Annotated in this window: 10 protein-coding genes; 8 read left to right on the top strand and 2 right to left on the bottom strand. The window is 72.9% G+C overall.

All coding sequences use genetic code 11. From position 1 onward, the window contains the following. Positions 1 to 6: 6 nt before the first annotated feature. The 3 genes from ACFORO_RS10830 to ACFORO_RS10820 are packed head-to-tail and all read left to right on the top strand — an operon-like array spanning position 7 to position 4196. Positions 7 to 960 (top strand): AAA family ATPase, encoded by a 954-nt coding sequence (locus ACFORO_RS10830; protein ID WP_377868616.1) that lies wholly within the window; start codon positions 7 to 9, stop codon positions 958 to 960. Between the two features lie 3 nt (positions 961 to 963). Continuing rightward, entirely contained in the window at positions 964 to 2082 is a 1119-nt protein-coding gene (locus ACFORO_RS10825) for a DUF58 domain-containing protein (protein WP_377868617.1), read from the top strand. Beyond that, complete coding sequence (locus ACFORO_RS10820; protein ID WP_377868618.1) at positions 2079 to 4196, top strand: transglutaminase TgpA family protein; 2118 nt, start codon at positions 2079 to 2081, stop codon at positions 4194 to 4196. Before ACFORO_RS10825 ends, ACFORO_RS10820 begins: the two co-directional genes overlap by 4 nt. A gap of 10 nt (positions 4197 to 4206) precedes the next feature. Here ACFORO_RS10820 and ACFORO_RS10815 read toward each other — a convergent pair whose 3' ends face one another. Continuing rightward, entirely contained in the window at positions 4207 to 6375 is a 2169-nt protein-coding gene (locus ACFORO_RS10815; RefSeq protein ID WP_377868619.1) for a serine/threonine protein kinase, read from the bottom strand. A gap of 163 nt (positions 6376 to 6538) precedes the next feature. Here ACFORO_RS10815 and ACFORO_RS10810 point away from each other — a divergent pair, with 163 nt between their 5' ends. The 5 genes from ACFORO_RS10810 to ACFORO_RS10790 all read left to right on the top strand — a co-directional run bounded on the left by ACFORO_RS10810 (position 6539) and on the right by ACFORO_RS10790 (position 11253). Continuing rightward, complete coding sequence (locus tag ACFORO_RS10810; protein ID WP_377868620.1) at positions 6539 to 6883, top strand: hypothetical protein; 345 nt, start codon at positions 6539 to 6541, stop codon at positions 6881 to 6883. Between the two features lie 20 nt (positions 6884 to 6903). Continuing rightward, positions 6904 to 7578 carry a hypothetical protein gene (locus ACFORO_RS10805; RefSeq protein WP_377868621.1) on the top strand — a complete coding sequence of 225 codons (675 nt, stop codon included), beginning with the start codon at positions 6904 to 6906 and terminating at the stop codon, positions 7576 to 7578. Between the two features lie 159 nt (positions 7579 to 7737). Next, positions 7738 to 9114, top strand: coding sequence for a type VII secretion integral membrane protein EccD (eccD, locus tag ACFORO_RS10800; RefSeq protein ID WP_377896539.1), 1377 nt, complete (start codon positions 7738 to 7740; stop codon positions 9112 to 9114). Between the two features lie 5 nt (positions 9115 to 9119). Beyond that, positions 9120 to 10556, top strand: coding sequence for a type VII secretion protein EccB (gene eccB / locus ACFORO_RS10795; protein ID WP_377868623.1), 1437 nt, complete (start codon positions 9120 to 9122; stop codon positions 10554 to 10556). A gap of 46 nt (positions 10557 to 10602) precedes the next feature. Continuing rightward, a complete protein-coding gene (locus ACFORO_RS10790) occupies positions 10603 to 11253 on the top strand; it encodes a SecDF P1 head subdomain-containing protein (RefSeq protein ID WP_377868624.1) in 651 nt (216 codons plus the stop codon). A 160-nt stretch (positions 11254 to 11413) separates the two neighbouring features. On the opposite strand, the gene ACFORO_RS10785 is transcribed toward ACFORO_RS10790, so the two are convergent. Continuing rightward, positions 11414 to 13519 carry a YrhB domain-containing protein gene (locus tag ACFORO_RS10785; protein WP_377868625.1) on the bottom strand — a complete coding sequence of 702 codons (2106 nt, stop codon included), beginning with the start codon at positions 13517 to 13519 and terminating at the stop codon, positions 11414 to 11416. Positions 13520 to 13525: the final 6 nt, after the last annotated feature.

Below are 13525 nucleotides of genomic sequence, written 5' to 3'. Positions count from 1 at the left end.
GCGAACGTGAGCTTCACGCCGAAAGCGGCCTACGACCTCATTGCCGACAACGTGCAGACGGTGCTGCGCGGCCACCCGGACGTCGTCCGGATGGCGGTCGCGGCGCTGTTCGCCGAGGGGCACTTGCTGATCGAGGACGTGCCCGGCGTCGGGAAGACCACGCTCGCGCGGTGCCTCGCGGCCAGCGTCGGCGGCCGGTGGAACCGCATCCAGTTCACCCCGGACCTGCTGCCCGGCGACATCCTCGGCGTGATGGTCTACCACCAGCACGCCGAGAAGTTCCAGTTCCACCCCGGCGGGATCTTCGCGAACGTGGTGCTCGCCGACGAAATCAACCGCGGCACCCCGAAAACGCAGGCGGCGCTGCTGGAGGCGATGGCCGAGCGGCGGGTCACGGTCGACGCGGTCACCCAGCCGGTGCCGCGGCCGTTCCTGGTGGTGGCGACCCAGAACCCGATCGAGATGGAGGGCACCTACCGGCTGCCCGAGGCGCAGCTGGACCGGTTCCTGATGCGGTTGTCGGTCGGCTACCCGAGCCACGACGCGGAAGTGATGGTCGTGATGGGCGACTGCGCGGGCGTCACCGCCGACGAATTGCGGCCGGTGCTGCGGATCGAAGACGTGCAGCAGGTCATCGCCCGCGTGCGGCAGGCGTACCTGGCACCCGAGGTCGTGTCGTACGCAGTCCGCCTCGCCGCGGCGAGCCGCAGCCATCCGGCCGTGCGCTACGGCGTGAGCCCGCGCGGCAGCATCGCGCTGATCCGTGCCGGACAAGGTCTCGCGGCCACGCACGGCCGCGATTACGTGACCCCGGACGACGTGAAGGACGTGGCGCTTCCGGTGCTGTGCCACCGGCTGGTGCTGACCCCCGACGCCGAGTTGAACCAGCGGCGGCCCGAGGACGTCGTGGCCGAACTGCTCGCCGACACCGCCGCCCCGACGGCCGCGCCCGGGCGCTGAGACGTGCGGCTCACCCGCCGCGGAATCGCGGCGCTCGCCGGTGCTGTGCTGGGCTACGCGCTCGGCGAACTGGCCGGATATCCGCTGCTGCGCGTGCTCGCCGGGATCGTGGCCGGCACCGTGCTCGCCGCGGTGCTCGTGACCCGGGCCCGGCCGAAGGCCGAGGTCTCGCGGTCCGTGCACCCGGAACGCATCGAACGCGGCCGTCCGGCACTGGCGACTTTGACGGTGCGCAACGAAAGCGAGCGACGGCACGGCGGGTTCTCCGCGCAGGATTGCGTCGGCGCGGACATCCGCGAGGTGCAGGTCCGCGCGCTCGCGCCCGGTGCCGCGGCGACCTATCACTACGAGCTTCCGACCACCGTGCGCGGCAGGCTCGAGGTCGGTCCGCTGGTGCTGCACCGGTCGGATCCGTTCGGGTTCGCGCGCGCCGACCGGACGCTGGGCGCGGCCGCGTGCCTGTGGGTGTACCCGCGGCTGAACCCGATGCGCCCGGCCGCCGCGGGACATCCGCGCCACCACCACGACGGCCCGATCACCGATCCGCCGCTGCGCGGTTCCGCGGATTTGCTGGCCGTGCGCGAGTACATGCTCGGCGACGAAGTCCGGCACCTGCACTGGAAAGCCAGCGCGCGAACCGGGCGATTGATGGTGCGCGACTACGCCGATCCGGCGCAATCGCGGCTGACCGCGGTGCTGGACACCCGGTCGGCGGCGATGCGGCCGGAGGTGTTCGAGGAAGCCGTCGAAGTCGTGGCGTCGCTGCTGTACGCGTCCGCGACGGCGGGCCAGCACTGCCGGTTGCTGACGTCGTCCGGGCTCGAAACCCCGGTGGGGAGCGGGGTTCCGACGGCTCGCTTGCTGTTGGACGAACTGTGTCTGGCTACGCAAGATTCGGACGATTCGCTGCTGCTTCCCGCGGCGCGGCTGGCCGGCGCGCGGCCGGGCGGGGCGCTGGTCGTGGTCACCGGGCCGGAGGCCGATCTCGGGGCGGCGCTGCGCTGGCGTCCGGACACTGTGGTCCGGCTGGGCGTTCGCGAGCCGGGCGTGCGCGCCGGTTCGATCGACGCGGTGGATGCGGCGGACGCGGCGGCGAAGTGGAATGCCCGGGGCGAAGGGTGAACGCCCGGACGGCGGTGACCGGACTGCTCGGCTCCACCGCGGTGGCCGGGCTGTTGTTCGCGCCGGTTTTCGGGTTGTCGGCGTTGTTGTTGCCGGTGCTCGTGGTCGTGCTGCTCGGCTACGCGATTGCCGAGCTGTGCCTTCGCCTGCCGCGCCTGACGGCGTGGCGTCCGCTGCTCGTGCTAGTCGCCGGATTGCTCGGAATCGTTGAGACCACGCTGTTTTCGACCACCGTCTCCGGATTGCCCACGAGCGCCTCGCTGCGGGGATTGAGCCACGGGCTGACCGAGAGCTGGCTGCAGACCCTGCAATCGACCTGGCCCGCGCGGCCGGACGCCGGACAGCTGCTGTTCGTGCCGCTGGCGGTGCTGCTGGCCGTCGTGCTCGGGCTGGAACTGGTGCTGCGTCTGCGAATGCCGCTCGTGGCGCTGCTGCCAAGCCTGGCCGTGGCGGGTCTGGCGCAGGCGTATCAGGCGCTGAGCGGGTTCACCGCGCTGTACGCAGCCGTCGCCTATTTCGCGCCAGCTGGGCTGTTGCTGTGGGCGTCGCGGCCCGGCGGCGGTTCTCTACGGCTGCGTCGGCCATCCGGTGCGGCTGCGTTGGCGGTGCTGCCGCTGGTGGTCGGGATCGCCGCCGGAGCAGTCGCTTTCGGCGGGCCCGACCCGGCGGGACGGGAGCCGTTCCGGCTCGCCGACGGCCATCCGATGCCGCCCCCGCAAACCCCGGTCAGCAACCCGCTCGACGAGATCGCTGGGCAGCTGGCCGACCCGGCGCGTCCGGTGTTCAGCTACCGCAGCACCGCTCCGGTCGACCGGTGGCGGCTGGTCGTGCTGAACGGGTTCGACGGGGCGAACTGGTCGGCCGAACCGAAACTGCGCCGGCTCGGCCAGAGTCTCGACGGCATTCCCGGCGCGCCGGAGGTCTCGGCGGAGCTGAGCGTGCCGCCGTTGTCCGGTCCGTGGCTGCCCAGCCAGCCGGGCTTGACCAGCGTGACCGGCGCCGCGCCGCTGGTGGACCCCGGCGCGGGCGTGCTGCTTTCGGCTTCGCCGGGCGGGCAGACCGACTACCGGATGACCTGGTCGGCGCCGGAGGCAGACGCTCAGTACCTCGCCACCGCATCGGTCGATGCGCAAGCGCCGGGCGGGCTCGGCGGTGTCGGCGCAGTGCCCGACGACGTCGCCCAGCTTGCCTGGACAGCGGTGCACGGCCTGCGCCCGACGTTCCAGTCCGCGTTGCAGCTGCAGCGATTTCTCCAGCAGAACTACCAGCTCGCGGTCGGCGACGATCTGCCGACCGGGGCGTCCTGGCCGCAGCTGCGGCAGTTCCTGACCGTCTCGAAACGGGGGACGAGCGAACAGTTCGCCGCCGCGTACGTCGCGCTGGCCCGGATCACCGGCATCCCCGCCCGGCTCGTGGTCGGCTACCGCGGCGCGGACACCGCCGGGGCGCACGTCGTGCACGGGGGAGACGCGCTGGCGTGGCCGGAGGTGGCGGTCGCCGGGGTGGGCTGGGTGCCGCTGGACCCGACGAAGTCCGCGGCCACGTCCGCCAAGTCGTCCGGGCTGGCGGGTGCGGCGGGACGGGCGCAGTCGCAGCTGCCGCCGCTGGAAAAACTCCAGCCGCCGGTGGCGCCGCCGGACAGCAAGCCGGAAGCCGCCTCGTTCGTTTCCGGATCGGCTGGCTGGCCGTGGTGGATCGCCGCGGCGGTCGTGCCTGGGCTGATGCTGTGCGGGCTGGTCGCCGTGCCGCTGGCGAAGCTTCTCCGGACGAGACGCCGACGCCGTCGCTTGGGCAAAGACGCGATTTTCGGCGCCTGGGCGGAAGCCCGAGATCGGCTGCGTGCGCACGGGGTCGCTTACCGAGTCGGCATGACGCCCCGGGACCTGGCGGAATCGGCCGGGTCGGCGCTGGGGGAGCGGGTGCGCGATCCGGTGCTGCGGCTGTCCGGCGTGATGGATTCCGCGCTGTGGTCGCGGTTCCCGCCGTCGGAGAGTGCGGTCGGGGTGGCGTGGATGGAAATCCGGGAACTGCGGCGGGCGCTGGCCGGGCGCCCCTTGCTGAGCCGGGTGCGTGCGGTTTTCGACCCGCGCTCGTTGTTCCGGCGGTCTGCTTAGGACAGTGCGGTCAGGAAGTGCAGACCGCGCCGCGGATCGGAACCGGCGGGGTTTCGTAGACGTGGCTGCCGTCCGTCGCGCGGATCTGGAAGCAGTACTTGCGCGCCGGGTCGACGGGAACCGACATCGTCCGATTGCGGTGGGCGGTGAGGACCATCGGCGCGATGCGCTCGGCCCCCACGACGACCGCGAAGTCCAGATTCCCCTCGGCAGTCCAGGAAAGCTTGATCTGAGTGCCGAGATCGGCCGGTGCGGCGAGGGCGAGATGCACGTCCGGCACCGGGGCCCGCTCGGCAGGCGGCAGCTGCCCGGACGACGGCGCGGTCGCGAGCGGGAGCGCGGGCCGGGGGTCTTGTTTTGAGGTGAGCATCGGCACCGCGATCAGCGCGCCGACGGCCGCGACCAGCCCGGCGGCGAGAGCGGGCCACCAGGCGATGCCGGGCAGCTTCTTGGTGCGGCGGGGTTCTTTGGTGTCGTCGAAGGTATGCAGGAGCGTCCGGCCGGGGGCGGTTGGTCCGGAGACGTTGGTGGGGTGCTGAGGAACGCCGCCCAGGCCGTTGGGTTGTTGAGGCGCGGCGAAGCTGGGGGAGCTGGCGGGTTGCTGTGGCGCGCTGTCCGAGCCGCCGAGTTGGTGCTGGGGCACGGCTAAGTTGGGGGAGCTGGCGGGTTGGTGTGGTGCGTTGGAGAAGCTGCCGGGCTGCTGTGGCGCGCTGACCGGGCTGCCGGGTTGGTGTTGGGGTGCGGCGAAGTTGGGGGAGTCGGCGGGTTGGTGCGGTGCGCCGGAGAAGCCCGCGATCTGCTGCGGAGAGCCACCCGCGCCGCCGGGTTGGTGCTGGGATGTGGTGAAGCCGCCCAGCAGTGGGGCGGGGCCTGGCGAGTCGGCGGGTTGGTGTGGTGCGGCGATGGGACTGCCGTCTGGCTGCGGCGGCGCTTGGCCGATTCCGGGCACCTGCGCCGGGGGGCTTTGCTGGCCGCCGGGCTGCTGGTGGAGTGCGGCGTCGCTGCCGGGCTGCTGGGCGGGAACGGGCCATTCGCTGGGTTGCTGTGCCGCGCTGCCCAAACCGCCGGGCTGCTGGTGGAGTGCGGCGTCGCTGCCGGGCTGTTGGGCGGGAACGGGCCAGCCGCCGGGTTGCTGTGCCGCGCCACCCGAACCGCCGGGTTGTTGAAGAGCGGCGAAATTCCCGGCCTGCTGGCCTGAGCCGGGCCAACCGCCAGGCTGGGTCGCGGCGGAACCGCCCGCCTGAGGCGCGGTACCAGGCCATCCTCCCGGCTGCGGCACCCCGCCGAACCCGCCCGGCTGCGGCACCCCGCCGAACCCGCCCGGCTGCGGTGCCATCCCGCCAAACCCACCCTGCTGCCCATGCCCCGCGAAATCGTCGAATTCCACCTCGGCCGGTGCCGCGCTCGCCTGGTACAGCCGCTCCAGCGTCTCCGCCACCGCGGCGGGGTCTTGCGGCCGGTCCGCCGGGTCCTTGGCCAGCAGCCGTCCGATCAGGTCGGCCAGCGCGGGCGGCGCACCGGGCACCCGGATCGGCGGCACGGGATCACGGAACACCTGCAGGATCCGTTCGGCCCGCTGCTGCCCGGTGTGGCGCGGGAACGGCGACGAACCAGTCAGCGCCGTGTAGAGCACCGCGCCGAGGCCGTACAGGTCGCTCGCCTCGGAGAGGGCGTCGTCCCGCAGCGTTTCCGGGGCGGCGTAGTCCACCGCGTGCAGCGGATCGCGCGGGAAGCGGCGGCGCAAGGCCAGCCCGAAGTCGGCGAGAGCGAGTTCCCCCGAACGGCGCAGCAGCACGTTGTGCGGCGTCACCCCGCCGTGCACGACGCCCACCTGATGCGCCGCGGCCAGCGCGGCCGAGACGGTCCAGCCGACGGCGAGGACGTCGCGCACCGGCAGCTGTCCGTCGAGCAGGTGCGCCAGCGACCGCTGGCACAGCTCCATCCGCACGCCGAGACGGCCGCCCGACAGCTCGCCGACCTCGTCGGCGGGCAGGATCGCCCGTTCGCCGCGCACGGCGGCGAGTGCCTTGCGCTCCCGGTCGAACCGGGCCGCCGTGTCGCGGTCGAGGACGCCGTCGAACACCTTGACCGCCACGTCCTCGCCCGCCAGCCGGCCCGCGTAGACCTTGGCGACCGGTCCCTCGGCGAGCAGCCGCTCCTCGCCCACCCCGATGCTCATGGCTGCCATTCTCCCCTGTGCGGGCCCGTCCGGCGCAACGCCCGGGCAGGTTCCTGCCTCGCGTGCGCGTGTCATCGAAACCTCATCCGCCGCGACCTAGTTTCGGTCCCGTCACCACAGCTTCGGCGGCCCGGCGCCGCCTGGAACGGACAAGGAACCACCCATGGACATCTGGCACATTCTCGCCAAGCCGATCCTCACCGGTCTGATCATCTTCGGCGTCGGCTGGCTGAGCATGACGATCCGCAAGCGCCGCGTCGCCCGCACGGAAGCCGCCGCTCCGGCGCCGGTCGAGGACCGCTCGCAGGCCGTCCTCCGGCAGGCGCAGCAGTTCGACGCCGAGCGCGACGCGCTGGCCGCCCGCGGACAGGACGCGCTGGCCAAGGCGCGCGCGGCGGTGGACAGCTGGCAGGAACTCGCGCAGCTGCGGCCGGGCCGCTTCCAGTCCGAATTGCAAGCCGCTTCAGCGCGTTTCGCCGAGTTGAGCGCCTCCGCGCGCACGGCCTGAAAACCGAAGGGGGAATTCCGATGTCCGCCGCCTTGTGGACCGGCCGTCGCGCCGAACCCGCCACGGTCACCGCCGACGTCGCCGCGACCGTGCGGAAGGAACTCGGCCTCGCCGCCGCTCCGGCGGCGATGACCTTGCCGGGCAACAGCACCGGCGTCCCGGCAGGCAGCCTTCTGCCGCCGCGCGAACGCTTCAGCGGCATGCCCGCGCCGACCGACTGCTTCGTCTACCTCGACGCTCAGCAGCCCCGCCCGTTCGAACTCCGCGCCGCGGTCATGAGCGGCCGCACCGCGGTGCGCCGGGCGCTCGGCTTGGGCGCGTTGGTCTACGCGGTGCCGCTGCGCCTGCCGAGCCCGGTCCGGGTGTCGCTGAGCGCGCCCGGCGGCCGGGGACTCGCCCCGTTCGAGGGCGACCCGGCGGTCGCGGACCGGCTGAACGCCGACGCGGGCCTGCTCGAAGCCGCCAACCGCCTGTCGAGCACCCGCGCGGGCCAGACGAAAACGCTGCCGAGCGGCACTGCCCACCAGAGCTGGGACGTCGATCGCCTGCTGATGATCACCCCGGGTGCGGACGGCGCGGTCCTGGTGGTGCGCACGCTGCACCGCGCGGTCTCGTCTGGCTGGCAGCTGCGCGCGGACACCGTCCTGGACTTCGCCGCCCGGCTCGAAACCGCCCTTCGCGGAGTGTGTGCCTGACGGCGACCCCTTGGCCTGCCCTTGCTCCGAAAATACTGATGGGGCAAGGGTATTGCCGTGTCTGGAAGTCCTTTGTAGACATACAATGCGCCGCCCGGGTCGGCGGCAGGTTCCTGCCTCGGCACCCCGCGGCGGCAGTTCCCGGGAGAAGGTGAGCGCATGCAGACAGCCGGCTTGATCAGAGTCACGATCGCCGCCCCGAAACGACGGATCGACATGGCGCTCCCCGAGCACGCGAGTGTCGCGGAGCTGCTGCCGGGCCTGCTCGCCCGCGCGGGCGAGGGCCTGGCCGACGACGGTGCGGCAGGCGGCGGCTGGCAGCTGCGCCGTCCCGACGGGGCGCGGTTCGACCTCGGCCGCACGCTCGCGGGGCACCGTGTCCGCGACGGCGAGGTGCTGCATCTGCTGCCGGCCAGGGCCGACTGGCCGGAACCGGAGTACGACGACGTGGTCGACGCGATCGCGACCGGCGCGACCGGGCTCGGCCGGGCGTGGGGGCCGCGGCACACGCGCACGGCGGGACTGGCCGCGGGCGGCGCGACTGTCCTGTTAGGACTGGTCACCGTGCTGCGCGCCGGTGCGCCGTGGACCGGTCCGGCGATGTGGGCGCTCGCGGTCGCTGGACTGCTGCTGGTCGCGGGCGTCGTTCTCGCCCGGGCGGGCGGAGACGCCGGGGCGGGCGCGGTGCTCGCCGCCGTCGCGTTGCCGTTCGCGTTCCTCGGCGGCGGATTGCTGCCCGCCGGGACGCACGCGTTGACCGACCTCGCGCCGGGACAGGTGATGCTCGCGGGGGTCACGCTGGCGCTGGCGGCCGTGGCGGGCTACCTCGGGGTCGCCGCGGCGCAACCGTGGTTCGCGGGTGCGGCCACCGCCGGATTCTTCGCCTTGATCGGCGGTTTCGTCAGCGCGAGCGGCGATTTCGCGGCGTACCAGGCAGCGGCCGCACTCGCCGCCGGACTCCTGGCACTGTCCATTGTGTTCGCACCGCTCGCGCTGCGACTCGGCAAGGTGCCGATGCCGGTGCTGCCGCGATCGACCGCTGACCTGGTCCGGGACGATCCGCAGCCGCCGATCGACCGCGTGCACGCCGCGGTGGCCCGCGCGGACGGCCTGCTCACCGGCATGCTGGCGGGCGCGGCCGCAGTGGTGGTGTGCTGCGCAATGCTGCTCGTGCATGAGGGCAGTGCCGCTTCGGTCACGATGGTCGCGGTGGTCTCCGCCGGATTCCTGGTGCGGGCCCGGCTGTATCCGACGCTGCGACAGCGGATCCCTTTGCTGGCAACAGGAATGGTCGGAGCCGCGGCGCTGGCGACCGGGTTGGGCTCCGGGGCGATGCCGCTGGTGTCCTCCGGCGCGATCCTGCTCCTGGTCGCGGCGGCCGTCGTCGCGGCGGGGCTCCTGTTCAGCACGCGCGCGCCGAACCCGTATCTCGGCCGCTTCGCGGAGTACTCCGAAATCCTCCTGGTGTGCTCGCTGGTGCCGATCGCGTGCTGGGTGCTCGGGCTGTACGGCTACGTGCGCGGACTGGGGGGCTGAGGGCTGTGGCGTCGAAACGCGATCAGCTCCAGGCTTACCAATTCCTCGTCCAGCGCGCGATTTCCGCGCTGGTCACCCGGGAGACCGACCCCGAACAGCCGCCCTTCCGCCGCTCCGGTGCGGCGGCGTTCGCCGGGCTCGCGCTGGCGATCGTGTCGCTGGCCTGCGTCGGCGTCTATGGGATGATCGTGCCCGGCGGCAACGACTCCTGGCGCGGCCAGGCCGCGGTGATCGTGGAGAAGGAGACCGGCACGCGGTACGTCTTCCAGAACGGCAGGCTGTACCCGGTCGCGAACTACACCTCCGCCCTGCTGGCGCTCGGGCAGCACGCGGCGACCGAGACTGTGTCCGGGAATTCGCTGGCAGGAGTGCCGCGTGGGCCGCGGATCGGGATCCCGGACGCGCCCGACGCGCTGCCCGGCCCGGATCGGCTGCGGACCGGATCGTGGTCGCTGTGCTCGACTCCCGCTCGCGACACGGCGGGGAGCGCGATCCAGGAGTCCGTCCTGCTGGCCGGGGCCGAACCGGGCGGCGGGACCGGCCTGTCGGACGCCGCGCTGCCGGTGCAGCTCGTGTCGACGGGGGACCGCTACCTGCTCTGGCACGGCTACCGGCACAAGATCACCGAGTACGGCACAGTCGGCACCGGGCTCGCGCTGACCGCCGCGTCGTGGGCTCGGGCGGGCCAGGCCTGGCTGGACGTCGTGCCCGAAGGCGCGCCGATCGGGCCGCTCCCGACTGCGCAGGCTGGCCGTCCGTCCACGGCCGTGCCCGGGCGATCCGACGTCCTGACTGGCTCGCTGCTGGTCGTGCACACCGCGGGCGGCGGGCAGCAGTACTACGCCGCCGAGCCGGACGCGCTTCGCCCGATCACCGAGTTGCAGTACCAAATTGAGCTGGCCGACGCTCAGTTGGCACGCGCCGCCTACTCCGGAGCCCAGCCCCACGCGCTTCCGCTCGCCCCGGCCGAGGCAGCCGCAGCTCGACAGCTGGACCCGGTCCCCGCTACCGCGGACGCCGCACCGATCGCCCGTCCGCAGCTCGCCCGGTTGTCCGATCAGGACGCCACGCTGTGCGCGGTCTACGCACCCGGCGCGAACGCGCCGCAGCTGATCGTCAGTCCGGAACTGCCGCCGGAAAACCAGCTGCTGTCCACCGCTGGCCGGTCTGCCGCAGGCACTCCGCTGGCCGACCGCGTCTACGTGCCGCCGGGCTCGGCGGTGCTCGTCGAGGCGATGCCGTCCGCGCAGGCCGCGTCCGGCACGCTGACTCTGGTCACTGACCTGGGCCGCCGCTATCCGCTGGCAAAGCCGGACGTGGCGAAGACACTCGGCTACCCGTCCGCCGCGCCGGTGCGGCTGCCCGGCGGACTCGTGGCCCGGCTGCCGGAAGGACCCGGTCTCGATCCCGCCTCGGCGATGCGGCCCACCGTGGCCGGGTGAAAAGCCTATGCTGGCGCGGCAACGATCATGGAGCCTGGGGGTTGTCATGCCGGAACGTCCTGCCAGACAGCGGATTTCGCGGCTGGCGGTGCTCGGGATCGCACTTCTCGCATTGGCCGGATGCGGCTCGGGACCGCCGCCCGTCGGCTCGCCGACGTTCCTCGACCTGGTGCGGGCGGCCAGTCCGGCCAAGGAACTGCGGTTCCGGCCGGTGCTCGCCTCGGCGGGGACCGCGTCCGCCGGCACTCCGCCGAGCTCGCAAGACCGGCAGAGCACTGACCCCGCTGTGCAGAAGCGGACGCTCCAGAGCCTCGCCTGCGGATCGGGCCGTCCCGATCCGCTGGCAGGGGAGGACGACGCCGCTCTGCCCCTGGTGGCGTGCGCCCGGTCGAGCGGCACCAGGTACCTGCTGGGCCCCGCGGCCCTCGACGGCTCGGCGATCAAGTCGGCGGGCCTGGGCGATGTGCAAGGGACCGCCCGATTCGCGGTCGACGTCACGTTCACCCCGGACGGTTCCGCCAAGTGGGCGGAGCTGACCGCGAAGAGCGTCGGCAAGCAGATCGCGATCGTGGTGGGAACGCAGGTGATCATCGCGCCCTCGGTCCAGGGGGCGATGCCCGGCGGCGCGGCGGAGATCACCGGCTGGTTCAGCCAGTCGGAGGCGCAGGACATCGCCGATTGGCTGAACGGCCACTGAACGGGGCGCTTCTCCGGCAACGGTTCGCGCAGGCGTCTGAAGAGGACTCGGCACGCGAGGCCGCAAGTGCGTGAGGGGAACCCTGAGGGACTCTGATTCCCTCAGGGTTCCCCTCACGGACGTTGGCGAACTCGCCCCGCTGCGGAGGCAGCGCTTCGGTTCAGCGGGTCTCTCTCGGATAGCGCTCCGCCCACTGCGCCGCGTACCGGGAATCAGCCTGCGGCGGATGCGCGGAGAAATACCAGAACGCATCACCCGCAACGGTTTCCACCAGATCGCGCGACTCAAGCCGGTCCAGCCACTCGGCGGGCAGCCCGGGCATCCCGTACCTCGCCCCAAGCGCCGCACCGGCCAGGGCACCGGTGATCGCGCTGCGGCCCGAGTGGCGGATCGCCGACATCAGCGTCCAGCGCGGGTCGAAGAATCGGCGGAAGACAGCTGTCATGCTCCGGCCGACTGCGTCCGCGGCGGTGTGCCCGGAGCCGAGCGCGTCCAGTTCCTCGTGGTCGGCGCGAATCAGCTCGACCCGCGCCCGGGCGGCGCTCGTCAGGGCCTCGGCGACCGCGCCGGACACCGACCTGGAGGCCAGCATCTGTTCGACGTGCACATGCGGCGGCAAGACCGGGTCGGCGCGCCGGAACAGCCGGGCGAACAGTTCGGCGATCGCCGCGGCCGCGTCGGCGGCAGGCTCGTCGGCACCCGCGCCCGCGGCGAGCAGACGGCCCGCTTCCGCCGCAGTGCGTTCGTCGGTGTCCGGACCGCCTCCGCACAGCGCGGCGGCCAGGCCCGGGACGAGGAAGCTGATCTCATCCGGCGCGGCGGGTGCCCGGGAACGCAATGCCTCGACCCGCGTCAGCCAGCCGTCGTCGATTCTCGCGTCCTGCCAACGACGTTGCGCACGAGCGCCGGTCTCGCGCAAGTCAGGCAGTCCCCGCAGGAGACCGTCAGTGTGGAACAGCAACTGCGTGGTAAGCGGGCCGATTCGCTCTAGTTCCCCGTCGAACTCGGCGACGGGCGAACGGTCCGCGGCCAGCCCGAGCGATTCCCCGAGCGCGAACCCGACGAACGCTCCGGCGACGCGATGCCATTGGAAGCCGACGCCGTCCGCGTCCTGCCGGAAGAACTTGCCCGAACCCGTGGCGTGCGGGCGAACGCGGCCGAGAGAGTCGTAACCGGCCGTCAGCCCGTTGGCGGCGAGGTCATCGGGCCATTCCTGTCCCGGCGGTGCCTCGAGGTCGCCGGGACCCACGCCGTTGTGCCGCTCCCAAGCCCGGCCTACGACGAACCGTTCACACTCCGCTTCGGACAGTTCGAACCCGGCCGCGCGGGCTTTCGCCACTGCCTCGGGCAATCCGGCGAGCGGCTGCGCCAGCCCGAACCGCTCGCCGACCAGCCGGGCAGTCTCAGCCACCCGCACCGAGTGCTCCGGTGAGACCTCCACGACCCTCGGAGCCGGTCGCAACTGCGGCCACTCGCTGCGCGCCTGAGCCAATTCCGCGGCGGTGAGCCGGTCGGACGGGAACGATCCCGGGTTGATCAGCAGGCCGGCGCCGGGGAAGTCTTCGAGGATGGACAGGACGTCGGCGCGGAGCCACTGCGCCGTGCCGACCGGCAGCCTGCGCCGGGAGCTGTACACGCGCAGGATCGTCCGTTCGTCCTCCCACTGCTGCTCCAGCGGCAGCCCGCGGCCGGGGTCGAGCGGCACGAGCACCTCGGCGTTGAGCAGCCCGGCCAGGTAGCGGGGCCGGTCGTAGCGGCCGGTTCCCGCGCAGCCGAGCAGGTACTCCAGCGGCGTGTCGGCGGGCGGATACCCGAGCCGTTCCGGGCCCTGCCGGTATTCGGGGTTGATCCGGATCTCGCCGGTCGGCGCGCCGTCGACGTATTCGCGCCAGGCGAGGACTGCTTCCAGCGGCACGCCGAGGTACGCGACGCCGCTGCGTTCGAACTCGGGCTCCAGGACTTCGCGCCAGTCGCTCTCGCCGCCCGCCGCGACCGGCGAACTCGGCAGCCGCCCCTCCGGGCTGAGGTCGGGCTGCCGGAGCGCGCCGTCCTCGCGCACCACGAGCGCGGGCTGCGGGATCAGGGACGCCAGCCAGTCGCCGGTGTCCAGGGCACGGGCCGAGTCGTAGGGGACGTACCAGCCCTCGGGCACGCGGAGCACGTGCTCGCGGTCGACGCGCACGGCGTGCTCGCCGGTGGTCAGGTCGACCGGTGTGCCGGTGCGGAGCCAGTGGTCGACCTTCGCCGCCGCTTCCGAGGCTTCCAACGCTGC

Origin of the sequence: Amycolatopsis halotolerans, from assembly GCF_042647905.1 — a bacterium.
Taxonomy (GTDB): Bacteria; Actinomycetota; Actinomycetes; order Mycobacteriales; family Pseudonocardiaceae; genus Amycolatopsis; species Amycolatopsis halotolerans.
The sequence above is the reverse complement of the archived record's forward strand: the minus strand, read 5'-3'. Positions and strand labels throughout refer to the sequence as shown.